Origin of the sequence: Streptomyces sp. NBC_00637 (genome assembly GCF_045161545.1) — a bacterium.
GTDB lineage: Bacteria > Actinomycetota > Actinomycetes > Streptomycetales > Streptomycetaceae > Streptomyces.
Genome location: NZ_CP109046.1, coordinates 2694047 through 2720953, shown reverse-complemented (window position 1 = coordinate 2720953; position 26907 = coordinate 2694047). Strand labels below are relative to the sequence as shown.

Here is a 26907-nt window from a genome sequence, read left to right as displayed (position 1 = left end):
TGTCGGTGGGGTCCGCTAGCCTTCGCGAGTGATTACAGGTGAGCTGAAGAGCAAGATCGATCGGGTCTGGGACGCGTTTGCGTCGGGCGGGATCTCGAACCCACTGGACGTGATCGAACAGATCACCTACCTGATGTTCATTCGCCGCCTGGATGATCTCCATACGGCCAAGGAGAACAAGGCCACACGGACAGGCCGGCCGATCGAGAACCCGATCTACACGGCCGAGACCGAGCGGCTTCGTTGGTCGCGCTTTAGCAACGAGGCACCAGACACCATGTTCGTCTTGGTGCGCGACAGCGTGTTCCCTTGGCTGCAGAAACTCGGTGGTGAGGAGTCGACGTACTCCCACCACATGAAGGACGCGCGGTTCGCGCTCGATACGCCGAACCTGCTGGCGAAGGTCGTCGACATGCTCGACGAGATCCCGCTCGGCGATCGAGACGTCAAGGGTGACCTGTACGAGTACATGTTGGGAAAGATCGCGACTGCGGGGCGAAATGGACAATTCCGCACGCCACGGCACATCATCCGTCTGATGGTGGAGATGACGGCACCAGGGCCGAAGGACGAGATCTGTGACCCGGCGTGCGGCACAGCGGGTTTCCTCGTCGCTTCGGCTGAGTACGTCAGCCGTACTCACCGTGAGGCGCTGCTGGAGCCGACCCAGCGAGAGCACTTCAACGCGAGCATGTTCCACGGCTTCGACTTCGATCGCACCATGCTGCGGATCGGCTCGATGAACATGCTCCTACATGAGGTTGAGAGCCCGGACATCCGTTCCCGCGACTCCCTGGGGCAGAGCGTGGCTGGTGAGGCGGAACGTTACTCGCTGATCCTGGCCAACCCGCCGTTCGCGGGCAGCCTGGACTATGACGCTACGGCGAAGGATCTGCAGGCGGTCGTCAAGACCAAGAAGACAGAGCTGCTTTTCATGGCCCTTTTTTTGCGCCTGCTTAAGCCGGGCGGCCGGGCGGCGGTCATCGTGCCCGACGGTGTGCTCTTCGGCTCGTCCAACGCGCACAAACAATTGCGAAAGATTCTTGTCGAGGATCACAAGCTAGACGCAGTGGTGAAGCTTCCGGGCGGCGTCTTCAAGCCGTACGCGGGTGTATCGACGGCGATTCTTTTTTTCACCAAGACTGACAGTGGCGGCACAGATAATGTCTGGTTCTACGAGGTCGCTGCGGATGGCTGGAGTCTGGATGACAAGCGTGCCCCGCTGCTTGACGAGAGCAAACTCGGGCCCGCGCCCGTAGCAGGCGATCTGACCGAGGCTGAGCACGAGAAGAACAATCTCCCAGATGTTCTGCGTCGCTGGAAGCTCCGGAACGCCAGTGAGCAACAGCGCGCCCGGACTGAGCAGAGTTTCTGTGTACCGAAGGCAGATATTGCCGCCCAGGACTATGACCTGAGTCTGATTGGTTATAAGGAAATCGTTCGTGCTGAAGTCGAGCACCGTGCCCCAGCAGACATCATGGATGACCTTGCGCGTATTGAGGAAGAGATCCAGCAGGGAATGAGCGAACTGAAGGCAGCACTGTCAGGAAGTGAATTGACGTGATGTCTGATAACGGGGTCAGCTGGCCTAAGTGCAAGTTGAAGAATATTCTCGGAGAGCCGCTGGTTAATGGGCGCTCCGTCCCTACTCGCGACGACGGATTTCCTGTCCTCCGTCTAACCTCCATTAAGTCCCGGCTCATTGATCTCTCGGAATGTAAGGGTGGGGACTGGACGGAGTCACAAGCCAAGCCGTTCCTTGTGCGCGAGGGTGACTTCCTTATCAGTCGAGGAAATGGATCGGCTGACTTGGTAGCTCGGGGCGCGGTGGTGCCCAAGGTGGATGCTGATGTCGCCTTCCCGGATACGATGATTCGTATTCGGGTAGACGCAGATATCGTGCTCACGCAATACCTCGCGCTGGTGTGGGAATCGCCGGAAGTGCGCGATCAGATCAAGAAGGCGGCGCGTACGACTTCCGGGATTTACAAGGTGAACCAGAAGTCGATTGGAGAGATAGAGATCCCGGTGCCTCCCTTGGAGGAGCAGCGACGGATCGCACACGTGCTGGGCCGATCGGAAACTCTGCGCGTCAAGCGCCGTGAAGCTATTGCTCTCCTCGACCATCTAGCCCAGTCCGTCTTCCTGGAAATGTTCGGCGATCCGGTAAGCAATCAGAAAGCTTGGACTCAACAGCGGCTTTGTGATCTGGGTACCGTCGTCACTGGGAACACACCGCCCCGAGCTCAGGCTGAGAACTACGGGGACGTGATCGAATGGATTAAATCTGACAATATTTCTCATGGTGAGGCATTTCTGACGGAAGCTTCCGAGCGACTCTCGCTTGAGGGGGTGAGTAAGGCGCGGTTGGCTAAACCTGGATCTCTGCTCGTTACCTGCATCGCGGGCAGTCCCTCGAGTATTGGAAACGTCGCCATCACCGACCGCGAAGTGGCTTTCAATCAGCAGATTAACTCATTCAGCCCTTCGGATGGAAACTCGCTCTTCTATTACTTCCTGCTGCGCCTCGCGAAGCCGCTGATCCTGGAGAAGTCGACGGGGGGAATGACGGGTCTGGTGAGCAAGTCGCGCTTTGGGTCGGTCTCCCTAATTGACCCCCCGCTTGCGCTGAAGGAGAGGTTCTCGCGAGGCGCGGAATCCATCGTTGCCATGCGCAACGCGCAGCGTGCCCACTTGGCCGAACTCGATCGCCTTTTCGCCTCAGTCCAGCATCGCGCCCTCCGAGGTGAGTTGTGGGCTGACACCTCGGCACCTGAGTAGTCCCCTTGTATCACTCCGTTTCCCCCGCTCCGGTCAACCGAGCACCAGGAAGGGCACCACGTGAGCAACTTTGGGTTCCTCAAGGCCGAGTGGCCGGACCTCTGCACTGAGGCGATACACGCGGAGCGACTGGCCGTGGCAGACCCGCGGGCGGCGCTGTTCTACGCGAGGCGGACCGTGGAACTCGGGGTTACGTGGATGTTTGAGGTGGACGAGGCGCTGCAGAGGCCGTACCGGGACGACCTTTCGGCCATGCTCTCGGAGCCGACGTTCGTGCGGGTTGTGGGCCCAGCGAGCCGCACGAAGATGGATGTCATTCGGCGCCAGGGGAATGCCGCGGTGTATCGCAAGTCTCCGGTATCGGTGAACGACGCCATGCGCGTCGTGGGCGAACTGTTTCACGTCATGTACTGGCTGGCGCGCACCTATGCCACAGACCAGGCGAATTTTCCCGCCCCCGGCCTGGTCTTCGAACCGACCTTGGTGCCGCGCCCGGAGCTGGCCAGCGTCAGGTTGGTGAAGCAGGCCGAGCTGAAGAAGCTGGCGGAACAGTTCGCTGCGCAGCAGGAGGAGCTGGCAGCAGAGCGGCGCAAGGTTCAGGATCTCGATGCTGAGCTGCAGGTAATGCGTGCGGAGATCAAGGTGGCCAAGGCAGCGAACGAGGCCCGCGTCGACACGCACGATTACAACGAAGCTCAAACCCGTACCCTGATCATCGACCTCCTGCTGAAGGAGGCGGGTTGGGCTCTGCAGAACGTGCAGGACCGGGAGTTTCCGCTCTCCGGACTGCCGGAGTCGGCGTCCAAGACCGGCAAAGGCAAAGCTGACTACGTCCTGTGGGACGACGACGGCAAGCCCTTGGCGGTTGTGGAGGCCAAGCGCACCACACGTGACGCTACCGCCGGCCAGCACCAGGCCAAGGTTTACGCGGACGCACTCCAGGCCCGGTTCGGCCAGCGCCCGGTTATCTTCTACACCAACGGCTACCACACCTACATCTGGGACGATCTGAGGTACCCGCCGCGCGAGATCCAGGGCTTCTACACCAAGGAGGATCTGCGGCTGCTGGTGCAGCGTCGGGTTTCGCGGCAGAGCCTGGCAAGGTTGCCAATCAACGACCAGATCGCTGGCCGCACATATCAGTCCCATGCCATCCGGCGGGTCGCGGAAGCATTCGAGTCCGATGTCCAGCGGCACGCCCTGCTGGTCATGGCGACAGGCTCGGGCAAGACTCGCACGGTGATCGCCCTCACCGACCTCATGATGCGGGCCAACTGGGTCAAGCGTGTGCTATTCCTCGCAGACCGTAAGGTGCTGGTTAAGCAGGCCTGGAACGCATTTAAGCAGCAACTGCCCGGAGCACCGGCGGTTAACCTTCTTGAGGAGAAAAACACCAACGCCCGGGTGTACGTATCGACGTACCCGACGCTGATGAACTTGATCAACGAGGTAGACGATTCGGGAGCGCGGCGATTCGGCCCTGGGTATTTCGACCTGATCGTGGTGGACGAAGCGCACAGGTCGATCTACCAGAAGTACGGGGCAATCTTCGACTACTTCGATGCCCTGCTCGTCGGTCTGACGGCGACGCCCAAGGATGAGATCGATCGGAATACCTACCGGCGCTTCCAGTTGGAGGACGGCGTCCCAACTGATGTGTACAGCCTGGAGGAAGCCGTCGCGGACGGGTACCTGGTGCCCGCGCGGGCCGTTGGGGTGCCGCTGAAGTTCCAGCGTGGCGGGATAAAGTATGCGGACCTCTCGGACGAGGAGAAGGAGCGCTGGGACGAACTGGACTGGGCTGAGGACGGCAGTGTTCCGAACGAGGTCAGCTCTGAGGAGCTGAACAAGTACTTGTTCAACGCGGACACGGTCGACAAGGCGCTCGCGACGCTGATGATGCAGGGCGTCCGTGTGGCTGGCGGTGACCGTCTGGGTAAGACCATCATCTTCGCGGCGAATAACGCCCACGCCGAGTTCATCGCCAAGCAGTTCAACGACAACTATCCCGAATACAGGGGCGAGTTCGCGCAGGTCATCACGTACCGCAAGGAGTACGCGCAGAACCTGATCGACCTGTTCTCCAACCCGACCAAGGCGCCGCACATCGCGATATCGGTCGACATGCTCGACACTGGCGTGGACGTACCTGAGGTCGTGAACCTGGTCTTCTTCAAGCTCGTGCGGTCCAAGACCAAGTTCTGGCAGATGATAGGTCGCGGCACCCGACTTTGCCCGGACCTGTTCGGCCCGAACCGGGACAAGGACGGATTCCTGGTCTTCGACCTGTGCCAGAACATTGAGTTCTTCAACCAGAACCTCATGAAGGCTGAGGGCAAGCTCGGGCCGTCCCTGGCGCAGAGGATCTTCACGGGCCGAGCAGACCTGCTTCTCGCCCTCGACGGACAGGAACCTGCCCCCGATCGAGGGGTCGTGGAGCCAGGTGACGTTGACGGCACCGTGAGCACGTCGGGGCTGCGCCACGACCTTGCGGACCGGCTGCACCAGGAGGTGACGGCCATGAACCCGGACAACTTCCTGGTCCGTCCCAAGCGTGAGCATCTGGATGCACTCGCCGGCCTCGACGCCTGGCTTTCTCTGACGCAGGAGACGCACGCCCAAGCCGTCGACCACTTGGCGGGCCTGCCGACTGCGTTCCGTGACGATGACAGCAGCGAGGAGGCTAAGCGCTTTGACCTGCTCGCCCTACGGCTGCAGCATGCGGTGGTGTGCGCCGACTCCTGCTTTGACCGGCTGCGCGACCAGGTGCAGGAGATCGCCTCTGCATTGCAGGACTTGTACAGGATTCCGGATGTGCAGGCTCAGCAGGGGCTGATCGATGAGCTGGTCGGCGACGAGTGGTGGCAGGACGTGACCCTGCCGATGCTGGAGTCGATGCGGCGTCGGCTGCGGAGCCTGGTCAAGCTCATTGAGAAGACCCGTCGCAACATCGTCTACACCGACTTCGAGGACGAGCTGGGCGAGCTGACTGTTGCCCAGTTGCAGGGCACGGCCACCGGTTCAGGCCTGACCCGGTTCGAGCAAAAACTGAAGATCTACCTGCGCGCCCACGAGGATCAGCTGGCGATCCAAAAGATTCGCCGGAACCGGCAGATCACTGCGACCGACCTGGCTGAACTGGAGAAAGTCTTCCTAGAGGCTGGCATTGGTACTGAAGCTGACGTCGATCGCAGCCGTAGCTTGGACGGTGGGCTGGGTGTGTTCCTGCGCTCTTTCACCGGCCTGGACCGCGACGCTGCGAAGGCCGCATTTGACGAGTTCCAACGCGGTCGGACCTTGTCCAGCGCCCAACTCCGCTACCTGGACTTGTTGCTCGACTACGTGGTGCGCAACGGCGTGATCGACATGGCGGTGCTGTACGGGGCGCCGTTCAACGCCCTGGCGCCTCAGGGGCCCGAGGACCTCTTCGTAGAGGTGGAGATCGACCGCATGGAAGCGATCATCAAGTCGATCCGTTCTACCGCCGTCGCGGTGGAGGACGCGGCGTAGCTGGCAGGTGCCCCAACCAGGAGCCGTCTACGGCGGTGGCTGCCCTGCACATCTGCGGTGCTGGGCAGCCGAGCGATAAGCCGTAGCAGCCGGAGCGGCTTTGGGGTGGCGCTGCTTTGGCGCGAGTGATCATGGCCCCGTAAAGCCGTGGAGCCGACCGCCCCAGCCACGACGTCCCCCTTCTCTGGCATCAGGTAGCTGATTGCTCTGCGCGGCCCGGGCGCCGGCCGGGCTGGAGCGGGGCGGAGACAGGAGCGCAGGCCCGGCCGGGGGCCGGGCCGCGCGCGGGGAGCGGAGCGAGCCGCCTTGATGACGTAGAGAAAGTCTGAGCCAACTGGGGCTGTGCTACAGCCTGAACGACAGCTCCAGCTCGTCGCCCGGAAGGTGGAACTCCTCCAGGGCGAGGGGCTTGTCCGACTCGGTGAGGGTCACGCGGATAACGTGGAGCATCGGGACCCCGTCGGCGAGTCGTAGCGCCTGAGCCTGGTCGGGTAGAGGCATGCGGGTGCGGACGTACTCCGTGAAGTGGAGCTCGTGGCCGAGGTTGGCGAGCGCCGTGTAGAGCTCCGGCGCCGGCGGCGGAGCTTCCTCCTCGTACTTGGTGTCGATCAGTACCGAGAACGGGACGTACGTCCGGTGGAGTTGGCGGAGGTGGCCGTGGTCCGCGGTTTGCAGCGCGTCGTACGTGAACATCGGCTCGCCCGGCGGGATGCGGAGTAGGTCCGCCAGGGAAAGTGGGGCGTCGGTGCGGGTGGCTACCGGCGGCTCGGCGTCTGTCCAGCGGATGCCGTCCGCCTCGACGTAGCGGCCGTCGGTGGTCCGGCGTACGCCGCGCGGGCGCGTGTGGCTGGGGCGGTTGTGGGGGGAGCGGGCAAAGGTACCGCGGCCCATGATGGCCTCGACGAGTCCTGACGCCCGCAGTTCGCTCAGTCCCTGACGGACTGTGGGACGCGTCACCCCGAACTGCTTCGCCAACGCCTCCTCGGACGGGAGCGGTTGGCTGGCGGGGAAGGTGCCGTCCAAGATGCCTTCGCGCAGGTGGTCGGCGATCTGCCGGTACTTGGGCTGCGTGTTCTTCGGCGGCATGTGGGCCCTCCAGGCCGTGGTCACTTCTTCTTCCGTCCATGGGCCGTACGTGCCGTCCGTGGACGGTCATAGCTTCTCCCACGCGAAGACGGTTGACAACCCGTACTACGGGCGGTCAATGTTGTTTGCGGCACCCGTACTACGGGTGGTCTAGCAACCCGAAGGGGAAGCCTTCGGGTGCCTGAGATGAGGAGATCCGAACAGTGGCAAGCCTTCCGATCGACACCGCGAAGTACACGGGGATCATCTGTGCCGTGCCCCCGGCCCCGCGGGTCGCCAACCGTGAGACCGGTCAGCTTCGCGTTGACCGCGACACGGGCAAGACCGTGTATCAGGTCGGCCTTTGCCTGATGGCGGGGACGTCGGCCGACGTCGTGAACGTGAGCGTGGCCGGTGAGCCGGCCGGGGTGCAGCTCGGTATGCCGGTGGCCGTGCGGGACCTGGTGGCCACGCCGTGGGAGAACGAGGGACGGCACGGGATCGCGTTCCGCGCAGCGGAGATCCGGCCCCTGAGCGCTCCCGCTACTCCGGCGGGTAAGGGGGCCAGTCAGTGATGAAGCTGGCCTCCGCCACTTCGGCCGGTGAGAGCTGGCCGAGCTGGGTTCTGGTGGTGGCCGCGGTGCTGGTGTCGGGTCTGCTTCTGGCGGGCCCGGCCCTGCGCCGCCGCTATCCCGTCGCCTGGTGGCTGTTATGCGGCTTCCCGGCCGTGGCCTTCCGGGTCGTCCAGACCTGGCGGCCTCTGATGGCCGGGTGCGGGCTCGCTGTGAGTCGTCGGCCGGCGCTGACTGTGGTGTCCGGCCTCGTTGGCAAAGGGGCGCCTCCGCCGCAGCCGCGGGTGCCCCGGAGGGGGCTTATACGCCCGACCTCCGGTGGCTTCGTACTGCTCGTGCGGTTGTTGCCGGGCCAGGTGCCGGAGCACTTCGTCAAGGCTGCGCCCGCCATGGCGGAGAACTGGCAGGTGCACGCGGTCCGGGTGACTTCCTGGAAGCCAGGAATCGTACGGATCGTCGCTTCGGCGGCCGACCCGTTGGCCGACCCGCAGGTGCCGAAACAGCGGGGGCCCGGTCATCTGCTCCGTGTGACCGTAGGCGCCTTGGAGACAGGGGCCTCGTGGGTGGTTGACCTGCGGCGCGTCCCGCACTGGCTGATCGTCGGGGCCACACGCTCAGGAAAGTCGACGCTGATCAATGCTCTCGTGGCGGGCCTCGCCCCGCAGCCGGTCGCCCTGGTCGGGATCGACTGCAAGGGCGGCATGGAACTGTCCCTCTACGAACCGCGGTTGTCCGCCCTCGCAACGAACCGAGAGCAAGCGGTACGGCTGCTGGCCGCTCTCGTTGACCTGACCCTCGACCGGATGACCCTCTGCCGAGCCGCCCGCGTTCGGAACATCTGGGGTCTGCCCGACAAGGAACGCCCTGTCCCCGTCGTCGTGATCGTCGACGAGATCGCGGAACTCTTCCTCGTGGCGAACCGGAGCGAGAAGGACGAAGCGCATGCGGCCGGTACGGCGCTGATCCGGCTGGCCCAACTCGGCGCGGCACTTGGGGTGTTCCTCATCGTGGCCGGTCAGCGCGTCGGTTCCGATTTGGGGCCCGGTGTCACCGCACTCCGGGCACAGCTAGGCGGCCGGGTGTGCCATCGCGTGGCCGACCCCGGCACGGCAGAGATGGCGCTCGGCGACCTCAACCCCGACGCGCTGAAGGCCGCACAGGCCATCGCCCCGGAACAGGCCGGTACGGCCGTCCTCGCCTCCGGCGACGGCTGGGAACGCGCCCGGTCCCACCTGATCACGGAAGCGGAGGCGGAAGCCGTCGCCGCCGAGTACGCGCACCTGACTCCCGTCCTGTCCGACCTGCACGTCGAAGCGTGAAAGGGGCCTGCCGTGCTGGTGTCCATGTCGGCCGTTCTGCTGCTCGGCCTGCTGATCTGGTTCCTCCTGCGCATCCGGTACCTCCGGTGGGCCGACGTCCTGCTCTGTGGAGCCTTCGGCTTCCTGCTCGCCCGGACCGTGGCCGCTCCCGTCGTTCAGGCACTTCTCGACGGCGTGAACGGCTTCCTTGGCCAACTCCGGTTCTGAGACGCCCCACCACTGACCCGACAAGGGGACTTCCCATGTCCGACTACGTCATCCGCTCCGGTGACCGCGCCGCCTTCCTGGTCGGTCTGCGGGAGCTGGTCGACTTCCTGACCGCCAATCCAGCCGTCGTCGTACCGCGTCACGCGTCCGTCGTCGTCCTGGTCGACGCCTCCGACTCCGCTGCTCGCCTCGATGGCGTGGAGTGTGTCGCCGCTCCGCTCGGTGTGCCGGCGGAGGACATCGGCCAGGGCTATTTCGCCGCTCGCCGTGACTTCGGACCGATCTCGTTCGGCGTCGCCGGGATTCCTCCCGAGGAACAGCAGTGATCGCCCGTACGACGGGCTCCCGACGGGGCGCGAAGTCGCCAAACCCGACCCCGTCAGGAACCCACTCCATCCGCCACATGAGCAGTGAAAGGAGCACCCACACTTTGTCCACCGCGCATCATTCGCGCAAATCCTCGTCGCCCGACTGCGACCTCAGGCAGCGTGACGCGCAGGTCTCGACCTGCGCCGGACGGGAACAGATCGTCCTTGTCGAACTCGACGGAACCGAGCAGTGGCTGTGTCCCGCGCACGCGGCCGCCGTCTGGCTCACGGACCCGACGCTCCGCTTCAGCGCCAAGACTCGGCCGGAGGGAATCTCGGCCGTGATGGGGCAGGCATTCGGCGACGGGGGTGGTCGCCGATGACCACCACCCTTCCGCAGGGCGTTGCCGCTCTCGTCGCCAAGGCGTCGGAGCCGGAGTTCGCGGCCTGGCGCCGGAACATCGTCCGCCTCGGTGGCTGCACCAACCCGATTCACCTGGTCGGCGCGGCAACCGTCTACGACACGACGACCGGCGCGGCCTTGCTCTCCTACAGCTCGGACGTCTACGGAGGTCGCCTGCTTACCGCGTGCGGCAACCGGCGTGCGACGGTCTGCCCGGCCTGCTCCGCCTTGTACCGGGCGGACACGTTCCAACTCGTCCGGGCCGGCCTCGTCGGCGGCAAGAACGTCCCGGAGGCGGTGAGCGGTCACCCGCAGGTGTTCGCCACGCTCACCGCCCCCGGCTTCGGCCCGGTCCACACTCGCCGTGAACGTGACGGACGCGTGCGGCCCTGTCGACCTCGTCGGGCAGGGGACCTATGTCCGCACGGAACTCCGGCCGGATGCCCTGAGCGGCACTCAGCGGACGACCCTCGTCTCGGCGAACCCCTCTGCGCGCGTTGCTACGACTACGCGGGTGCTGTCCTCTGGCACGCGTTCGCTGGTCGGCTCTGGCATCGCTTCGGGCTGGAGCTGCGCCGGGAGATCGCACGGCAAGCAGGTCTGCCGCGAACCGAGTTCAGGGAAGTCGCCCGACTGTCGTACGCGAAAGTCGCCGAGTACCAGCGGCGGGGCCTGGTCCACTTCCATGCTGTGATCCGCCTCGATGGCCCCGACGGACCCGACTCGGCTCCGCCCCACTGGGCAACGATTCCGCGCCTGGTCGACTCCGTACGAGCCGTGGTCGGACGAGTGGGGCTCAACACCCCCGGCGCGGTTGTCATCGGGCCGCGGGCGCTGCGCTTCGGTGCGCAGATCGACGTACGCCCGGTCACCTCGTACCGCCGGGACACGGGGGAGCGGCCTGCTTCCCCGGCCACCGTGGCGGGCTACATCGCTAAGTACGCCACGAAGGGAGCGGAGTCCGCCGGCGCGGTGGACGGTCGCATCCATCATGCGCGAGACATGGTCATGCTGCCGGTGCGCGCACACGTGCTCCGCATGATCGCCACGTGCTGGTGGCTCGGCGGCTTACCGGAGTTCGCGCCCCTCGGCCTGCGCCGCTGGGCCCACATGCTCGGATACGGCGGCCACTTCTCCACCAAGTCGCGCCGCTACTCGACGACGCTGACCGCCCTCCGGCAGGCCCGTACGGACCACCGGGCGGAGCAACAACGGGCCTCCCTCGGCCTGGCCGGCCAACCAACGGTCACGGTCGGCCGGTGGCGCTATGCGGGGCGTGGCTACTCGCCGGAAGCGGCGCTCCTGGCGGCCTCGGTGAGAGAGGGCGGTGCCCTCCATGGCACGTGAGACCCATACGAAGGCGGCCGAGCTGCTCACCGTGCGGCAGGTCCTCGACGAACTGGGCGGCATCTCTCGACGCACCTTCTACCGCTGGCGGGAACTGCGCATCGCGCCGGCCTGCATCCGGTTGCCGAACGGCGAGCTGCGGGTTCGGCGCGACGTGCTCAACGACTGGCTGGAGGAACGGGCGGAGGGGGCGGCTTCGTGAAGTCGTACAAGGTCGTCATCTGGAAGCTCAGCATCAACCGCTCCGCGAAGAAGCCGACGTATCTCGTCCGATGGTCCGTGGACGGTGAGCCGTTCCACGAGTCGTTCAAGACGAAGGCGCTGGCGGACCGCTTCCGCGCGAAGCTTCTCCGCGCGGCTGACAAGGGCGAACCGTTCGACAGCGTGACCGGCCTGCCGGACTCGCTACGCGGCGGAAAGGCCGCGTTGTCCTTCCTCGACCTTGCGGTCAAGTACGTGGACGTCCGTTGGGCGGAGGCGTCGGCCAAGCAGCGGGACAGCATGACGGATGCGTTGGCGACGGTCCTTCCCGTTCTGGTCAAACCGGGACGGGGGCGGCCCGGTCAGGAAGTCCTGCGGCGGGCACTGCGGTCCTACGTCCTTCCGGTTCCTCGCCGGGAGCGGGAGAGGCCGGAGGAGATCGCGGCGGCGGTGCGGTGGATCGAGAAAGCATCACTGCCGGTCGGGGAGTTCCAGGAGATCACCCGCGTGCACGAGCTGATCGACGCGCTGGGGCGCAGGCTCGACGGCAAGCCTGCTGCCACTCAGACGTATCGGCGTCGACGCGCGGTGGTCTTCAACGCGCTGGAGTACGCGGTCGAGCTGGAACACCTGCCGTCCAATCCACTGAGCCGCGTCCGGCGCAAGCGAGGGAAGCGGCCGGTGCAGGAGGTTGACCGTCGTGTGGTGGTCAACCCTCGGCAGGCTCGGGAGCTGCTGACCGCCCTCACGTACGTGGGCGGCTACGACCGTGCGAGTGGCCGACGATTGCGGGCGTTCTTCGGTTGCCTGTACTACGCGGCCATGCGACCGGGGGAGGCGTTGGGGCTTCGCCGCTCCGACTGCACGCTTCCGGCGTCCGGCTGGGGCCGCATCGAGCTGGCGGAGAGCCGGCCCACGGCGGGTAAGGCGTGGACCGACTCCGGCGAGGCGCACGACCGGCGAGGGCTCAAGCAGCGGGACAAGGGTGAGGTGCGCATCGTGCCGATTCCGCCTCCACTGGTTCGGCTGCTCCGCGAGCACCTCAAGGAGTTCGGTACGGCTGAGGACGGCCGGCTATTCTCCAGCGAGCGGGGCAACGTCATCGCGGCCTCGTCGTACTCGCGCGCATGGAAACAGGCTCGGGAACTGGCGTTCGTGCCGCACCAAGTGTCGTCAGTCCTGGCCTTCCGGCCGTACGACCTCCGTCATGCCGGAGTCTCGCAGTGGCTCAACTCCGGCGTTCCGGCACCGGAGGTAGCCGCCCGCGCGGGTCACTCGGTGGACGTCCTGCTCAAGATCTACGCCAAGTGCATCGACGGTCAGGAGCAAGAGATGAACGACCGGATCATGCAGGGGCTCGGGGAGGAGGGTGACACCCCGGACTGACCGAACGACATGACCGACGAACGGGAGCCCCGGACCGGAGAGGTTCGGGGCTCCCGTTCGTCAGTCCACGTATAGGCCGCACGGCTACGCTCAGGGTCCGGGAAACGGCTGCTGACCTGCGGGAAAGCCCATCAAGATCATTACGTCGCCATTACGTGATCACTGACAAACGGCTGCTTTCGGCGGCATCTGCCTGCACATACGCGAAGACCCCACCCTCAGCGTTTCCGCTGATGACGGGGTCTTTGGGCACCTAATACAAGGTGCCCCCGGCAGGATTCGAACCTGCGCACACGGCTCCGGAGGCCGTTGCTCTATCCCCTGAGCTACGGGGGCGTGTCGGTCGTGAGGTGTTGCTCGCGGCGACGGGTAGAACACTACCAGCTTGCTCAGGGTGTTCATGAACGGGTTTCGCGGGTCCAGGCAGGGCTGTGGGGCCGTGGGTCGCCCGCACGGGGTGGAAGTGGGGAAAACCCGGACGCGGTGGCCGGTCCCGACCTACTCTCGAGTTGTGCCAGGCGCTTCGGGCCGGGTGCTTGTTGTCGACGACAACAAGGTCATCCGGCAGCTGATCAGGGTCAATCTCGAGCTGGAGGGCATCGAGGTCGTGACCGCGGCCGATGGTGTCGAGTGTCTGGATGTCATCCATCAGGTACAGCCCGACCTCGTGACGCTCGATGTCGTCATGCCCCGGTTGGACGGGTTGCGTACCGCCGCTCGACTGCGTGCCGATCCGCGGACTCGTGATCTTCCCCTGGTCGTCATCAGTGCCTGTACGCAGTACGAGGTCGAGGCCGGTCTCGAGGTCGGCGTCGACGCGTTCCTCGCCAAACCCTTCGATCCTGCTGAACTCGTCTCCGTTGTGCGGGAGTTGATGGAGCGTGGGCAAAGCCTGGCTCTGGAGCGAGGGCTCGGGACCGTGTTCGGGACAGGTGAAGGCGTAGGGGCGGGGAAGGGCGTGGGCCCGGCAATGGGAACTGGTGGTGTGAGTCCAGGGGTCGAGTGACACCGACATCGTCCCCACCGCATCCACCGCACCCACGGCCCCACAGCCCTCCATCCACCGCATTCACGGCCCCACAGCCCTGACGCCTTGACGCCAGCCCTCAGCCGCCAGCCCTCAGTCGTCAGCCCGCAGACGCCACACTCCAGACGCCAGTCAGTGCGGCAGCGCCTGACGGTCCCGTTCCGTGTCGCCGCCGTCCCCGTGGCCCCATCGACCGGACCCTCGACACGGCATCCTTGCCACGCACCCACGCACCCACGCACCCACGCACCTACGCACCCACACACCCACGCACGAAGGTGCGCACGCACCCACGCACGAAGGTGCCCACGCACCCACGCGCAAAATCACCCCGCAGACCCAGGCCCGAAAGCGGCCCCCAGACCCAAACCCCCCCCACGAGCCCCCCGCCCCCCTCTCCTCCCCACCCACACGCCCCCACCCGCACGCCCCCCGCCGCCGCCCCCCGTCCACATCGCGGACCTCTGGTAAACCGGCTCGCCTACCCACCCCCCTCCTCCCCTACGCTTGTCCCGTGACTCCCGTCGAGCTCTCTCGTACCGTGCTGTGCGCGGTGCGTCGTGCTGTCGACGACGGGGTGCTGAGTGTGGTGGTGCCGGGGCGGGCCGTGGTGACCGCGCCGGGGCCCGGGGGCTGTGGGGACTACGCGACCGGTATCGCCCTGCAGCTCGCGCGGCCGGCCGGGCAGCCGTCGCGGCGGGTTGCCGAGGTTCTCCGGCCTTATCTGCTGGGTGCCGGGGGTGTCAGTGACGTCGTCGTCACCGGGCCCGGGTTTCTCAATATCAGTGTGCGCAGGTCGGAGGCGTCGGTCGCGCTCGTGCGGGAGATCCGTGGGAGCGGGGGCAGGTACGGGTTCGCCGAGCGGGCCACCGGGCGGGTCGTGCAGCTGCACGCTCCCCACGAGGTCCGCGCCGTCGTCGTCATGGACGCCGTCGCCCGGGTGCTGCGCTCGCAGGGTGTTCTCGTCCGTACGAGCTGTGCGGCGCGTCCCGAGCGGGCGTGGGCCGGGGTGCTCGGGGTCGAGGTGGACGCGTTCGGGACGCCCGAGGCGCCCGCTCCGCTCGACGTCAATGTGCGTCCCGTTCCCGCCGGCCCGGCCGATCCCGTCGCGCTCGGTCGTGACGCCGGTCGTTGGGCGCTTCTCCATCCCGCGGCTCACGACCGGCCCCGGATCACCGCCGAGTACCTGTCCCAGCGGGAGGGCAATCCCCTCTTCCGGGTCCGTTACGCCCACGCCCGCATCCGGGCGCTCGGCCGTAACGCCGCCGATCTGGGTTTCGACGCCCACCCGGGAGAGGTCCCGGACGCCGGCGAACTCGAGATCGTGCTCGCCGACCATCCCCGCATCCTGGCCGCCGTGGCGGCGCAGCACGCTCCCGACCGGCTCGCCCGGCATCTCGTCGCCGTCGCCGAGGCCGTCACTCCGCTGCTTCCCACCGTCCTGCCCCGTGGTGAGGAGAAACCCTCGGCCGCCCACCGTGCCCGGCTGGCGCTCGCCGAAGCCGCCGGGACGGTGCTGGCCGGTGGCCTGTCCCTGCTCGGCATCGACGCACCCGACCATCTCTGAAAGAGCACGCCCAAGATGAGCCGTTCCGCCCACCCCGCCGGGCCCCGTCACGCCGACGTCCTTCCGGAGGGGCACTACTCCGCCCCGCCCGCCGATCTCAACGCCCTGCACCCGAAGGTCTGGGCGCACACCGTCACCCGTAACACGGACGGTGTGCTGACCGTGGGCGGTGTGGACGTCGCCGCCCTCGCCGAGGAGCACGGCACGCCCGCCTACATCCTCGACGAGACCGACTTCCGGGAGCGGGCCCGCGCCTGGCGTACCGCTTTCGGGACCGACGCCGACGTCTTCTACGCCGGCAAGGCGTTCCTGTCCCGGGCCGTCGTGCGGTGGCTGCACGAGGAGGGGCTCAACCTCGACGTCTGTTCGGGCGGCGAGCTCACCACCGCCCTCTCCGCCGGCATGCCCGCCGACCGCATCGCCTTCCACGGCAACAACAAGTCCGTCGACGAGATCCACCGCGCCATCGAGGCCGGGGTCGGGCGTATCGTGCTCGATTCCTTCCAGGAGATCGTGCGCGTCGCGCATATCGCGCAGTCCCTCGGTAAGCGGCAGCGGGTGCAGATCCGTATCACCGTCGGCGTCGAGGCCCATACGCACGAGTTCATCGCCACCGCGCACGAGGACCAGAAGTTCGGGATTCCGCTCGCGGGAGGGCAGGCGGCGGAAGCCGTCCGGCGCGCTCTTCAGCTCGACGGGATCGAACTCATCGGGCTGCACTCCCACATCGGGTCGCAGATCTTCGACATGTCCGGCTTCGAGGTGGCCGCCCACCGGGTCGTCGGACTGCTCAAGGACATCCGTGACGAGCACGGTGTCGAGCTGCCCGAGATCGACCTCGGGGGCGGGCTCGGGATCGCGTACACCAGCGACGACGATCCCCGCGAGCCCCACGAGATCGCCAAGGCGCTCACCGAGATCGTCACCCGGGAGTGTGAGGGCGCCCGCCTGCGCACTCCCCGTATCTCCGTGGAGCCGGGGCGCGCCATCGTCGGCCCGACCGCCTTCACCCTCTACGAGGTCGGCACCATCAAGCCGCTCGACGGGCTGCGTACGTACGTCTCCGTCGACGGCGGCATGTCGGACAACATCCGTACCGCGCTGTACGACGCGGAGTACAGCGTCGCGCTGGTCTCCCGGACCTCCGACGCCGAGCCGATGCTCGCGCGGGTCGTCGGCAAGCACTGCGAGAGCGGCGACATCGTCGTGAAGGACGCGTTCCTGCCCTCCGACCTGGCACCGGGTGACCTGATCGCCGTGCCCGCCACGGGCGCGTACTGCCGGTCCATGGCCAGCAACTACAACCATGTGCTGCGGCCGCCCGTGGTCGCCGTGCGTGACGGGGAGTCGCGGGTCATCGTGCGGCGGGAGACCGAGGAGGACCTGCTGCGGCTCGACGTGGGCTGAGAAAAGGGATCGAACGGCCGCCGGAATTCCTCGGTGGACGTCCGCTGACGTCGGCGGACGCCGGTGGGAAAAGGGCGGAAGATCTCCTGTCCGTCACCCCGGTGAAAATGAAATAGATGTCTCACGATCCGGACCAGGGATAGAAACTCCGGTCCGGTGAGTGAGACTGGGTCAACCGGAAACAACCGTAGACGGTATGAGGAAACGAGGTCGGATGATGCGTACGCGTCCGCTGAAGGTGGCGCTGCTGGGCTGTGGAGTGGTCGGCTCAGAGGTGGCGCGCATCATGACGACGCACGCCGACGACCTCGCCGCGCGGATCGGGGCGCCCGTGGAACTGGCCGGTGTGGCCGTTCGGCGGCCTTCCCGGGTCCGGGAGGGCATCGACCCCGCCCTGGTCACCACCGACGCCACCGCCCTCGTCAAGCGCGGCGACATCGACGTCGTCGTCGAGGTCATCGGGGGCATCGAGCCCGCTCGTACGCTCATCACCACCGCCTTCGAGTACGGCGCCTCCGTCGTCTCCGCGAACAAGGCGCTCCTCGCCCAGGACGGCGCCGCGCTGCACGCCGCCGCCGAGGAGCACGGCGAGGACCTCTACTACGAGGCCGCCGTCGCCGGTGCCATCCCGCTGATCCGGCCGCTTCGCGAGTCCCTCGCCGGGGACAAGGTCAACCGGGTGCTCGGGATCGTCAACGGCACCACCAACTTCATCCTCGACAAGATGGACTCCACCGGCGCCGGGTACCAGGAGGCCCTCGACGAGGCCACGGCCCTGGGATACGCCGAGGCCGACCCCACCGCCGACGTCGAGGCGTTCGACGCCGCCGCCAAGGCGGCCATCCTCGCCGGGATCGCGTTCCACACGCGCGTGCGCCTCGACGACGTGTACCGCGAGGGCATGACCGAGGTGACGGCGTCCGACTTCGCCTCCGCCAGGGAGATGGGCTGCACCATCAAACTGCTCGCCATCTGCGAACGGGCCGCGGACGGCGGGTCCGTCACCGCGCGCGTGCACCCCGCGATGATCCCGCTGACCCACCCGCTGGCCTCCGTGCGCGGCGCCTACAACGCCGTGTTCGTGGAGTCGGACGCGGCCGGGCAGCTCATGTTCTACGGCCCCGGCGCCGGCGGTGCCCCCACCGCCTCCGCCGTGCTCGGCGACCTCGTCGCCGTCTGCCGCAACCGGCTCAGCGGGGCAACGGGGCCCGGCGAGTCGGCGTACGCCGCCCTGCCGGTGTCGCCGATGGGCGATGTCGTCACGCGCTACCACATCAGTCTGGACGTCGCCGACAAACCGGGCGTTCTGGCCCAGGTGGCGACCGTGTTCGCCGAGCACGGGGTGTCCATCGATACGGTTCGCCAGCAAGGCCGACCAGAAGCGGACGGCGAGGCCTCTCTCGTCGTCGTCACCCACCGCGCGTCCGACGCCTCCCTCACCGGGACCGTCGAGGCGCTGCGCAAGCTCGACACCGTGCGGGGTGTCGCCAGCATCATGCGGGTTGAAGGAGAGTAACCAGCAATGACCCACCAGTGGCGCGGAATCATCGAGGAGTACCGGGATCGGCTGCCGGTATCCGACAGCACGCCGGTCGTGACGCTCCGTGAGGGTGGCACGCCCCTTGTGCCCGCGCAGGTGCTCTCCGAGCGCACGGGCTGCGAGGTCCACCTCAAGGTGGAGGGCGCCAACCCCACCGGGTCCTTCAAGGACCGCGGCATGACCATGGCGATCACGCGGGCCAAGGAGGAGGGCGCGCAGGCCGTCATCTGCGCCTCCACAGGCAACACCTCCGCGTCCGCCGCCGCCTACGCGGTGCGGGCCGGCATGGTCTGTGCCGTTCTCGTCCCGCAGGGCAAGATCGCGATCGGCAAGATGGGCCAGGCCCTCGTCCACGGCGCGAAGATCCTCCAGGTCGAGGGCAACTTCGACGACTGCCTCACACTCGCCCGTGCGCTGAGCGACAACTACCCGGTGGCGCTGGTCAATTCGGTGAACCCGGTGCGCATCGAGGGCCAGAAGACGGCCGCCTTCGAGATCGTGGACATGCTCGGCGACGCCCCCGACATCCATGTGCTGCCGGTCGGCAACGCGGGCAACATCACCGCGTACTGGAAGGGGTACCAGGAGTACGCCGCCGACAAGATCGCCGTACGGACCCCCCGTATGTGGGGTTTCCAGGCGTCGGGCAGCGCCCCGATCGTGCGCGGCGAGGTCGTCAAGGACCCGTCGACCATCGCCACCGCGATCCGGATCGGCAACCCTGCCTCCTGGAAGTTCGCGCTGGCCGCGCAGGAGGAGTCCGGCGGCTTCATCGACGAGGTGACGGACCGTGAGATCCTGCGCGCCTACCGGCTGTTGGCCGCCCAGGAGGGTGTCTTCGTGGAGCCCGCGTCCGCCGCGTCCGTGGCCGGTCTGCTGAAGGCCGCCGAGCAGGGCAAGGTCGACCCGGGGCAGAAGATCGTGTGCACCGTCACCGGCAACGGCCTGAAGGACCCCGACTGGGCCGTCGCGGGCGCCCCGCAGCCCGTCACCGTCCCGGTCGACGCGGTGACGGCGGCCGAGCGTCTCGGTCTCGCGTAGGCGTACGGTGAGTCCGTGAGTCACCGCTTCGGTGAGTCGTCCGCGCGTCACGTGCGGGCGACTCACGGGGGCCGGAAACCGGCTCGCAGGGGGCTTTCCCGCGCAGGGGTGCACGGGGGGCTTGCGACACGCATCGTGCGCCGCCCGTGCGCCCTATGTCGCCACGGAACCTTCCTTCGATAGGCTGTACCGAATCCGCCCTCCGCATATGCCGCAGTGCCGCGTCGTCGTCCTGACGTCGCCGCGTCGGCGCCGCGGACGCCAGGGTTGTCGTACAGGTCTCCCGTACATAGCGAATGTCATTCGACAGTCCCGCAGCTCAAGGAGAGTCATCGCGAGATGGCCGGTCCCGCCTTCCGCGCCGCCCCCGTCCGGGTGCGCGTTCCCGCCACCAGTGCCAACCTCGGCCCGGGCTTCGACGCCTTCGGCCTCGCGCTGGGGCTCTTCGACGACGTCGTCGTCCGGGTGGCCGATTCCGGGCTGCACATCGACATCGCGGGGGAGGGCAGCGAGACGCTGCCGCGCGACGAGAAGCACCTGCTCGTCCGCTCCCTGCGCACCGCCTTCGACGTCCTGGGCGGCCAGCCGCGCGGCCTGGAGATCGTCTGCGCCAACCGCATCCCGCACGGCCGGGGCCTGGGCTCCTCCTCCGCCGCGATCTGCGCCGGCATCGTCGCCGCGCGCGCGGTGACGATAGGGGGCGAGAGCAAGCTCGACGACGCGGCGCTGCTCGAGCTCGCGACCGAGATCGAGGGTCACCCGGACAACGTCGCGGCCTGTCTGCTGGGCGGGTTCACCCTGTCCTGGCTGGAGTCGGGCGCCGCGCGGGCGATCAGGATGGAGCCCGCCGGTTCCATCGTTCCGGTGGTTTTCGTACCCGGGAAGCCGGTTCTCACCGAGACCGCGCGCGGTCTGCTCCCGCGCTCCGTCCCGCACGTCGACGCCGCAGCCAACGCCGGCCGGGCCGCGCTGCTCGTCGAGGCACTCACCCGGCGCCCCGAACTGCTGCTGCCCGCCACCGAGGACCGTCTGCACCAGGAGTACCGCGCGCCGGCCATGCCCGAGAGCGCGGCACTGGTGGAAAGGCTGCGCGCCGACGGGATTCCCGCCGTCATCTCCGGCGCGGGACCGACCGTGATGGCGCTCGCCGACGTGGGCACGGCCGACAAGATCGAGGCCTCGGCCGGCGCGGACTGGGCCGCGAACCGCCTGGCCCTGGACCTGAAGGGCGCCTGCGTGCTGCCGCTCGCAGCCGCTGGTGAAAGCCACTCCGGCGACATTTAAGGGCACGGTTGCCGGATTTCGAGAGGGGGAATGTTTGTTGGATCCGGTAGTGTTAACCTCAAGTCTGCACCCGACCCCACCATGGCGAGGTGCTTCATGTCCCCCTCCGGGACAGACATTCTTCCGGGAGCTCCCCAAGCCGCACTGCGTTCCGTACGTCGTACCTGGGCAGTACGCAGTACAGCGACGCTGAGTGGTCCACAGGGCACGCTCCGGAATTGGTGCGACCACGCCGCGTGACACTGGGTGTCATGGCTCGTCGCGGTAGCGCCGTCACCAGCAAATACTCTTCCGCCGCTTTGGCGGACCACCGCCCCGGCTTCGCCACAGCAAGGACCGAAGTCGGACAGCACAAACGGTCGCCGTGCCAGACAGGCCGACGTCCGCTCCAGGGAAGGACCCTTCGTGAGCGACACCACCGATCTGATGGGCGCACGTGTCGAGGAGACCGCTGCCGCGCCCGCCACGGACGCCTCCGCGCCTGCCACCGGTGCCGGCTCCCGGCGGCGCCGCGGTACCGGCCTCGAAGGCATGGTGCTGGCCGAGCTTCAGCAGGTCGCATCCGGCCTCGGTATCAAGGGCACGGCGCGTATGCGCAAGAGCCAGCTGATCGAGGTCATCAAGGACGCGCAGGCGGGAGGCGGGTCAGCCGCTCCCAAGGCCGCGACGACCGCTGTGGCGGACGCCGCCGAGACCAAGCCCAAGCGCCGTGCCACCTCCAAGGCGCGCACCGGCGACGAGGCCGCCGAGAAGAAGGCGGACGCCGCCAAGGCCGAGGTCCCCGCCGAGAAGGCCGTGGCCCAGCAGCAGATCGATATCCCCGGTCAGCCGGCCGGCAAGGACGCGCCGACCGAGCGCCGTCGCCGCCGTGCCACCGCGGACGCGGGCAGCCCGGAGACGGTCGTGGCCGATGCGAAGGCGGCCGTGAAGGCCGAGACGCCCGCCCCGGCGCAGACCGAGGCGCAGGCGCAGCCGCAGGGCGACGGCAAGAGCGACGCCGACGGTGGCGAGGGCCGGCGCCGCGACCGGCGTGAGCGCGGCCGTGACCGCGGTGAGCGTGGCGACCGCGGTGAGCGGGGCGACCGCCGCAAGGGCGACGACCAGCAGGGTGGTGGCGGCCAGCAGGGTGGCGGCCAGCAGCAGCGGGGCGGTCAGCAGCAGGGCCAGCAGCAGAGCGGTGGCCGTCAGGACCGCCAGCAGCGCGACAACGGCCCGCAGGACGACGACGAGTTCGGCGATGGCCGGCGTGGCCGTCGCGGCCGTTACCGCGACCGTCGTGGCCGTCGTGGGCGTGACGAGATCGGCGCCGCCGAGCCGCAGGTCGCCGACGACGACGTCCTGATCCCCGTCGCGGGCATCCTGGACATCCTCGACAACTACGCCTTCATCCGGACGTCGGGTTACCTGCCGGGCCCCAACGACGTGTACGTCTCGCTCGCCCAGGTCCGCAAGAACGGCCTGCGCAAGGGCGACCACGTCACCGGCGCGGTCCGTCAGCCCAAGGACGGCGAGCGCCGCGAGAAGTTCAACGCGCTGGTCCGTCTGGACTCCACCAACGGCATGGCGCCCGACTCCGGGCGCGGGCGACCGGAGTTCAACAAGCTGACCCCGCTCTACCCGCAGGACCGCCTCCGTCTGGAGACGGACCCGGGCGTGCTGACGACCCGCATCATCGACCTCGTGTCGCCGATCGGGAAGGGCCAGCGCGGTCTGATCGTGGCCCCGCCGAAGACCGGCAAGACCATGATCATGCAGGCGATCGCCAACGCGATCACGCACAACAACCCCGAGTGCCACCTGATGGTCGTCCTGGTGGACGAGCGTCCGGAAGAGGTCACCGACATGCAGCGGTCGGTCAAGGGCGAGGTCATCTCCTCGACCTTCGACCGCCCGGCCGAGGACCACACCACGGTCGCCGAGCTCGCCATCGAGCGCGCCAAGCGCCTGGTGGAGCTGGGTCACGACGTGGTCGTGCTGCTCGACTCCATCACGCGTCTGGGCCGTGCGTACAACCTCGCCGCCCCGGCCTCCGGCCGCATCCTGTCCGGTGGTGTCGACTCGACCGCCCTGTACCCGCCGAAGCGCTTCTTCGGTGCGGCCCGCAACATCGAGGACGGCGGCTCGCTGACCATCCTCGCCACCGCGCTGGTGGACACCGGGTCGCGCATGGACGAGGTGATCTTCGAGGAGTTCAAGGGCACCGGCAACATGGAGCTCAAGCTCGACCGGAAGCTCGCCGACAAGCGCATCTTCCCCGCGGTGGACGTCGACGCGTCCGGTACCCGTAAGGAAGAGATCCTGCTCGGCAACGAGGAGCTCGCCGTCACCTGGAAGCTGCGCCGGGTGCTGCACGCGCTCGACCAGCAGCAGGCGATCGAGCTGCTCCTCGACAAGATGAAGCAGACGAAGTCGAACGGCGAGTTCCTGATGCAGATTCAGAAGACGACGCCGTCGACGGGCAACAACGACTGACGACGGACTCCTTCGTCCGACGCGGTTCGCCGAACAACGGCTGAGGGCCGCCCCCGCACACAGGGGGCGGCCCTCAGCCGTGCCGTACAGCGGGATACGATCTCGCCCTTCACGCTTTCTTCAGATCGAACTGCTTCGAACTGCTTCGAACTTCTTCCTGCTGCTTCGAGCTGCTTCGACTCTTCGCATTTCTTGATCCCTAGGGGGGACTCGAGTGGGTACATCCACGCCAAGGAGCGGTCGGCACAGACGCCGGATACGGATCGCGCTGCCCGTCGCCGCGGCCGGACTGGCCGCCGCCGTCGCCGGTGCGCTGTTCCTGTCGTCGGCGGAGGCCGCGGAGACGCCGCCGACACCCGCGCCCGCCAGGACGATGTCGGCCCAGGAGCTCAAGGAGCGGGCCCCTCTCGCCGTCGCCGGTGACGAGACGCCGGGGGCGAGCGCCAAGGAGTCCCTGAGCGCGAGCGCGAGCCCGCGCACGATCAATCCGAAGATCATCGGCGGCACCACGACGACGATCACCACCGCGCCGTGGATGGCCCAGCTCTGGTACTCCGACGACCGGGGCACCGACACCACCAGCGACGACATCGGCTTCTTCTGCGGCGGCTCCGTGATCTCGCCGACGAAGATCCTGACCGCCGCGCACTGCGTCAAGGGCTACAACTGGTACGCCAACGGCTGGGTCATCACGAGCAGCACCCAGCTGATGTCCGCCGACGGCAACGTGCACGGCGGCACCGTCTCGCTCATATCGCGCCAGTGGAACCACTGGTCGTACAGCGACACGACGCTGGACAACGACATCGCCGTGCTGACGCTGGAGACGCCGGTCACGGCCACGCCCGTCAAGATGACCACGAACACCGACAGCGCCTCGTACGCGACCGGCACCAAGGCCACGCTGTACGGCTGGGGCCGCACCAGCTCCGCCACGCAGGACATCTCCGACACCCTGAAGACGGCCGAGCTGCCGATCCAGTCGAACACCGCCTGCTCGGGCTTCTACGGAGCCGACTACCTCAAGGGTCACATGGTGTGCGCGGGCACGCCCGCCACCGGCAGTGACACGGGCACCACCACCGCCTGCAACGGCGACTCCGGCGGCCCGCTGATCGTCAAGAACGCGGCCGGTGAGAACCGCATCGTCGGCGTCGTCTCCTGGGGCGTCGAGGACTGCGTCAAGAGCGGCGCGTTCAGCGTCTTCAGCAAGGTCTCGACGTACGCCGCCAGCGCCTATCCGCGGATGGACGACACCAACCTCAACTACGACCACCTCGCCGACCTGTGGGTGCGCAACGCGTCCACCAAGGTCGCGCGCGACCTGTACTCCAAGGGCGCCTCTCTGGCCGGTGGCGACACCTGGGGCTCCATGAGCGCCTACAACCTCGTCGTGCAGACCGACCTGGACCGGGACGGCTTCCAGGACCTGATCATGCGCCGCGCCTCCGACGGCGATGTCTTCTGGAAGCACTGGGTGCCCTCCACCGGGACCTGGGTCAACAAGCTCATCGGCGACAACTGGAAGACCCGCACGCAGATCCTCGCCCCCGGCGATGTCACGGGCGACTACCTTCCGGACCTGGTCGCCGTCGACTCGGCCGGCGCCATGTGGGTCTACCCGGGCAAGGGCAACGGCGCCTTCGCCGCGCCCGTCAAGAACGGCACGGGCTGGAACGCGTACAACGTCGTGCGCGGCCACGGCGACTTCAGCTTCGACGGCAAGACGGACCTGATCGCCCGCGACAAGGCCACCGGCGCGGTCTACCTCTACAAGGGCAACGGCACCGCCACCGCCTCCTTCGCGGCCCGCATCAAGGTCGCCACCTGGAGCAACACGACGTACAACGTCATCGCCGCCGTCGGGGACGTCAACGGCGACGGTCTGGCCGACCTGCTGGCCCGCACCCCGGCGGGCACCCTGTACCTGTACAAGGGCACCGGAAAGGCCACGACTGCGATCTTTGCCACAAGGGTCTCACTCGGGACGACGTACAAGCAGTACGACCTGTTCGGCTGAGTCCGGCCGAACGCGCAGGTGAGCGGGGGTAGACCCCGCTGACCTGTGTCACGCACCGTGCCCGGTCCCTCGCGGACCGGGCACACCGCGTTGTGCAACCCTGTCCCGAGTTTCCCCGTCTGACCTGGCGGAGTGACGATGGTGAGGTTGCACGAGAACAGAGGAGCACATGTCCGCCGAGAGCACGCCGGAGCCCGGAACCCCGGGTGAGGCCGGCACAACGAGCGGGGCGGCCGACGGCAGCGGTCCGCGTCACCGCAGGCAGCGTGGCCGACGCAAGGGGGTGCTGATCACCGCGTGGAGCGCCGCGGGCGTCCTCGTGCTGGGCGGCACCGGTGTCGGCTACCTCTACTTCAAGCTCAACGGCAACATCGACAGCGTCGACATCGACCAGGCCCTGGGCACCGACCGACCCACCAAGGTCGACAACGGCTCCGAGAACATTCTCGTGCTCGGCTCGGACACCCGCTCCGGCGCCAACAAGAAGCTCGGCGGCGGCACGGACGACGGCAGCGCCCGCTCCGACACCGCGATGATCATCCACGTGTACGAGGGCCACAAGAAGGCAAGCGTGGTCTCCATACCGCGCGACACGCTCATAGACCGCCCCGCCTGCACCGACACGAGCGGTGTCGCGCACGACGCCGCGTCCGGCGTGATGTTCAACTCCGCGTACTCGACGGGCGGCGCGGCCTGCGCCGTGAAGACGGTCGAGTCGATCAGCGGCATCCGCATGGACCACTACCTGGAAGTCGACTTCTCCGGCTTCGAGAAGCTCATCGACGAACTCGGCGGCGTCGAGGTCACCACGACCAAGGCCATCGACGACCCCGACAGCCACCTGAAGCTCAAGGCCGGCACGCACACGCTCACCGGCGAGCAGGCGCTCGGCCTGGTCCGCACCCGGCACGGGGTCGGCGACGGCTCCGACCTCGGCCGCATCCAGCTCCAGCAGGCCTTCATCAAGGCCCTGGTCGACCAGGTCAAGCACGTCGGCCTGTTCACCAGCGGCACCAAGCTGTACGACCTCGCCGACACCGCGACCAAGGCCGTCACCGCCGACTCGCGGCTCGGCTCGCTGAACTCCCTGATGTCCTTCGCGAACGGCCTCAAGGGCATCAGCGCGGCCAACATGAACATGGTCACGATGCCGGTCCGGTACGACCCGTCCAACCTCAACCGGGTCATCGTCGCCGAGGCGAAGGCGAAGCAGGTCTGGACGGCCCTGAAGAACGACCGGCCCATCCCGAAGGCGGCCACCGAGGGCACCGCCACCGGTGAGGCGGCCGGGGTCGTGACGTCGTCCTGAGGGCCTTCGCGCGCCCCGGGGAATAGATCCCCCCGCCCCCCGGTTTTGGGGGATGCGGCCAGTCCTGGCAGACTGGTACGTCGGCTCCGGTTCACGTTTGTCGTATCCCGCGGCAGCGACCCGGCGCCCTCCCGAAACTAG

The 26907-nt window shown here is 67.5% G+C and carries 21 protein-coding genes and 1 tRNA gene; 20 read left to right on the top strand and 2 right to left on the bottom strand.

The window, feature by feature from the left end:
• Positions 1-28 precede the first annotated feature (28 nt).
• The 3 genes from OG440_RS11530 to OG440_RS11520 are packed head-to-tail and all read left to right on the top strand — an operon-like array spanning position 29 to position 6291.
• The gene (locus tag OG440_RS11530; RefSeq protein ID WP_406006750.1) at positions 29-1564 is read left to right on the top strand and encodes an N-6 DNA methylase; all 1536 of its coding nucleotides are present in this window, start codon (positions 29-31) and stop codon (positions 1562-1564) included.
• Positions 1564-2781 (top strand): restriction endonuclease subunit S, encoded by a 1218-nt coding sequence (locus tag OG440_RS11525; protein WP_406006749.1) that lies wholly within the window; start codon positions 1564-1566, stop codon positions 2779-2781. The genes OG440_RS11530 and OG440_RS11525 overlap by 1 nt, the downstream gene beginning before the upstream one ends.
• A gap of 60 nt (positions 2782-2841) precedes the next feature.
• Positions 2842-6291: a DEAD/DEAH box helicase family protein gene (locus tag OG440_RS11520; RefSeq protein WP_406006748.1), complete on the top strand. Its 3450-nt coding sequence runs from the start codon at positions 2842-2844 to the stop codon at positions 6289-6291.
• 345 nt (positions 6292-6636) lie between these two features.
• On the opposite strand, the gene OG440_RS11515 is transcribed toward OG440_RS11520, so the two are convergent.
• Positions 6637-7377, bottom strand: a complete 741-nt coding sequence (locus tag OG440_RS11515; RefSeq protein WP_406006747.1) for a GntR family transcriptional regulator — start codon at positions 7375-7377, stop codon at positions 6637-6639.
• 203 nt (positions 7378-7580) lie between these two features.
• Between OG440_RS11515 and OG440_RS11510 the strand changes: the two genes are divergently transcribed.
• The 8 genes from OG440_RS11510 (at position 7581) to OG440_RS11475 (ending at position 13099) form a co-directional block, all read left to right on the top strand.
• A complete protein-coding gene (locus tag OG440_RS11510) occupies positions 7581-7931 on the top strand; it encodes a hypothetical protein (protein ID WP_073497691.1) in 351 nt (116 codons plus the stop codon).
• Positions 7931-9247: an FtsK/SpoIIIE domain-containing protein gene (locus OG440_RS11505; protein WP_406006746.1), complete on the top strand. Its 1317-nt coding sequence runs from the start codon at positions 7931-7933 to the stop codon at positions 9245-9247. Before OG440_RS11510 ends, OG440_RS11505 begins: the two co-directional genes overlap by 1 nt.
• Positions 9248-9259: 12 nt before the next feature.
• Positions 9260-9454: a hypothetical protein gene (locus OG440_RS11500; protein ID WP_406006745.1), complete on the top strand. Its 195-nt coding sequence runs from the start codon at positions 9260-9262 to the stop codon at positions 9452-9454.
• A 35-nt stretch (positions 9455-9489) separates the two neighbouring features.
• Complete coding sequence (locus OG440_RS11495; RefSeq protein WP_406006744.1) at positions 9490-9780, top strand: hypothetical protein; 291 nt, start codon at positions 9490-9492, stop codon at positions 9778-9780.
• 104 nt (positions 9781-9884) lie between these two features.
• Positions 9885-10145 carry a hypothetical protein gene (locus tag OG440_RS11490; RefSeq protein ID WP_406006743.1) on the top strand — a complete coding sequence of 87 codons (261 nt, stop codon included), beginning with the start codon at positions 9885-9887 and terminating at the stop codon, positions 10143-10145.
• A complete protein-coding gene (locus tag OG440_RS11485; protein ID WP_406006742.1) occupies positions 10142-11512 on the top strand; it encodes a replication initiator in 1371 nt (456 codons plus the stop codon). The genes OG440_RS11490 and OG440_RS11485 overlap by 4 nt, the downstream gene beginning before the upstream one ends.
• Positions 11502-11714: a helix-turn-helix transcriptional regulator gene (locus OG440_RS11480; RefSeq protein ID WP_406006741.1), complete on the top strand. Its 213-nt coding sequence runs from the start codon at positions 11502-11504 to the stop codon at positions 11712-11714. The genes OG440_RS11485 and OG440_RS11480 overlap by 11 nt, the downstream gene beginning before the upstream one ends.
• A complete protein-coding gene (locus OG440_RS11475; protein ID WP_406006740.1) occupies positions 11711-13099 on the top strand; it encodes a tyrosine-type recombinase/integrase in 1389 nt (462 codons plus the stop codon). Before OG440_RS11480 ends, OG440_RS11475 begins: the two co-directional genes overlap by 4 nt.
• A 264-nt stretch (positions 13100-13363) precedes the next feature.
• Here the strand turns inward: OG440_RS11475 and OG440_RS11470 are convergent.
• Positions 13364-13435 (bottom strand) — tRNA-Arg (locus OG440_RS11470).
• A 64-nt stretch (positions 13436-13499) separates the two neighbouring features.
• Here OG440_RS11470 and OG440_RS11465 point away from each other — a divergent pair.
• From OG440_RS11465 to OG440_RS11425, 9 genes are all read left to right on the top strand, one after another.
• Positions 13500-14105, top strand: a complete 606-nt coding sequence (locus tag OG440_RS11465) for a response regulator (RefSeq protein WP_406011321.1) — start codon at positions 13500-13502, stop codon at positions 14103-14105.
• 535 nt (positions 14106-14640) lie between these two features.
• Positions 14641-15693 carry an ArgS-related anticodon-binding protein NrtL gene (nrtL, locus tag OG440_RS11460; RefSeq protein ID WP_406006739.1) on the top strand — a complete coding sequence of 351 codons (1053 nt, stop codon included), beginning with the start codon at positions 14641-14643 and terminating at the stop codon, positions 15691-15693.
• Positions 15694-15708: 15 nt separating this feature from the next.
• Complete coding sequence (gene lysA, locus OG440_RS11455) at positions 15709-17100, top strand: diaminopimelate decarboxylase (protein ID WP_406006738.1); 1392 nt, start codon at positions 15709-15711, stop codon at positions 17098-17100.
• A gap of 217 nt (positions 17101-17317) precedes the next feature.
• Entirely contained in the window at positions 17318-18616 is a 1299-nt protein-coding gene (locus OG440_RS11450; RefSeq protein ID WP_406011320.1) for a homoserine dehydrogenase, read from the top strand.
• Between the two features lie 6 nt (positions 18617-18622).
• Positions 18623-19681 carry a threonine synthase gene (gene thrC / locus OG440_RS11445; protein ID WP_406006737.1) on the top strand — a complete coding sequence of 353 codons (1059 nt, stop codon included), beginning with the start codon at positions 18623-18625 and terminating at the stop codon, positions 19679-19681.
• A 339-nt stretch (positions 19682-20020) separates the two neighbouring features.
• Complete coding sequence (gene thrB, locus OG440_RS11440; RefSeq protein ID WP_406006736.1) at positions 20021-20965, top strand: homoserine kinase; 945 nt, start codon at positions 20021-20023, stop codon at positions 20963-20965.
• 405 nt (positions 20966-21370) lie between these two features.
• A complete protein-coding gene (gene rho / locus OG440_RS11435; RefSeq protein WP_406006735.1) occupies positions 21371-23437 on the top strand; it encodes a transcription termination factor Rho in 2067 nt (688 codons plus the stop codon).
• A gap of 214 nt (positions 23438-23651) precedes the next feature.
• Positions 23652-25457 carry a trypsin-like serine protease gene (locus OG440_RS11430; protein WP_406006734.1) on the top strand — a complete coding sequence of 602 codons (1806 nt, stop codon included), beginning with the start codon at positions 23652-23654 and terminating at the stop codon, positions 25455-25457.
• 169 nt (positions 25458-25626) lie between these two features.
• Complete coding sequence (locus OG440_RS11425; RefSeq protein WP_406006733.1) at positions 25627-26766, top strand: LCP family protein; 1140 nt, start codon at positions 25627-25629, stop codon at positions 26764-26766.
• Positions 26767-26907 lie beyond the last annotated feature (141 nt).

Bases quoted from the DNA above. Each gene is read 5' to 3' on its own strand.
- lysA (WP_406006738.1), top strand. From the start codon at position 15,709: ATGAGCCGTTCCGCCCACCCCGCCGGGCCCCGTCACGCCGACGTCCTT.
- OG440_RS11515 (WP_406006747.1), bottom strand. From the start codon at position 7,377: ATGCCGCCGAAGAACACGCAGCCCAAGTACCGGCAGATCGCCGACCAC.
- OG440_RS11425 (WP_406006733.1), top strand. From the start codon at position 25,627: ATGTCCGCCGAGAGCACGCCGGAGCCCGGAACCCCGGGTGAGGCCGGC.
- OG440_RS11450 (WP_406011320.1), top strand. From the start codon at position 17,318: ATGCGTACGCGTCCGCTGAAGGTGGCGCTGCTGGGCTGTGGAGTGGTC.
- OG440_RS11495 (WP_406006744.1), top strand. From the start codon at position 9,490: ATGTCCGACTACGTCATCCGCTCCGGTGACCGCGCCGCCTTCCTGGTC.
- OG440_RS11485 (WP_406006742.1), top strand. From the start codon at position 10,142: ATGACCACCACCCTTCCGCAGGGCGTTGCCGCTCTCGTCGCCAAGGCG.
- OG440_RS11525 (WP_406006749.1), top strand. From the start codon at position 1,564: ATGTCTGATAACGGGGTCAGCTGGCCTAAGTGCAAGTTGAAGAATATT.
- thrB (WP_406006736.1), top strand. From the start codon at position 20,021: ATGGCCGGTCCCGCCTTCCGCGCCGCCCCCGTCCGGGTGCGCGTTCCC.
- thrC (WP_406006737.1), top strand. From the start codon at position 18,623: ATGACCCACCAGTGGCGCGGAATCATCGAGGAGTACCGGGATCGGCTG.
- OG440_RS11465 (WP_406011321.1), top strand. From the start codon at position 13,500: ATGAACGGGTTTCGCGGGTCCAGGCAGGGCTGTGGGGCCGTGGGTCGC.
- OG440_RS11505 (WP_406006746.1), top strand. From the start codon at position 7,931: ATGAAGCTGGCCTCCGCCACTTCGGCCGGTGAGAGCTGGCCGAGCTGG.
- OG440_RS11480 (WP_406006741.1), top strand. From the start codon at position 11,502: ATGGCACGTGAGACCCATACGAAGGCGGCCGAGCTGCTCACCGTGCGG.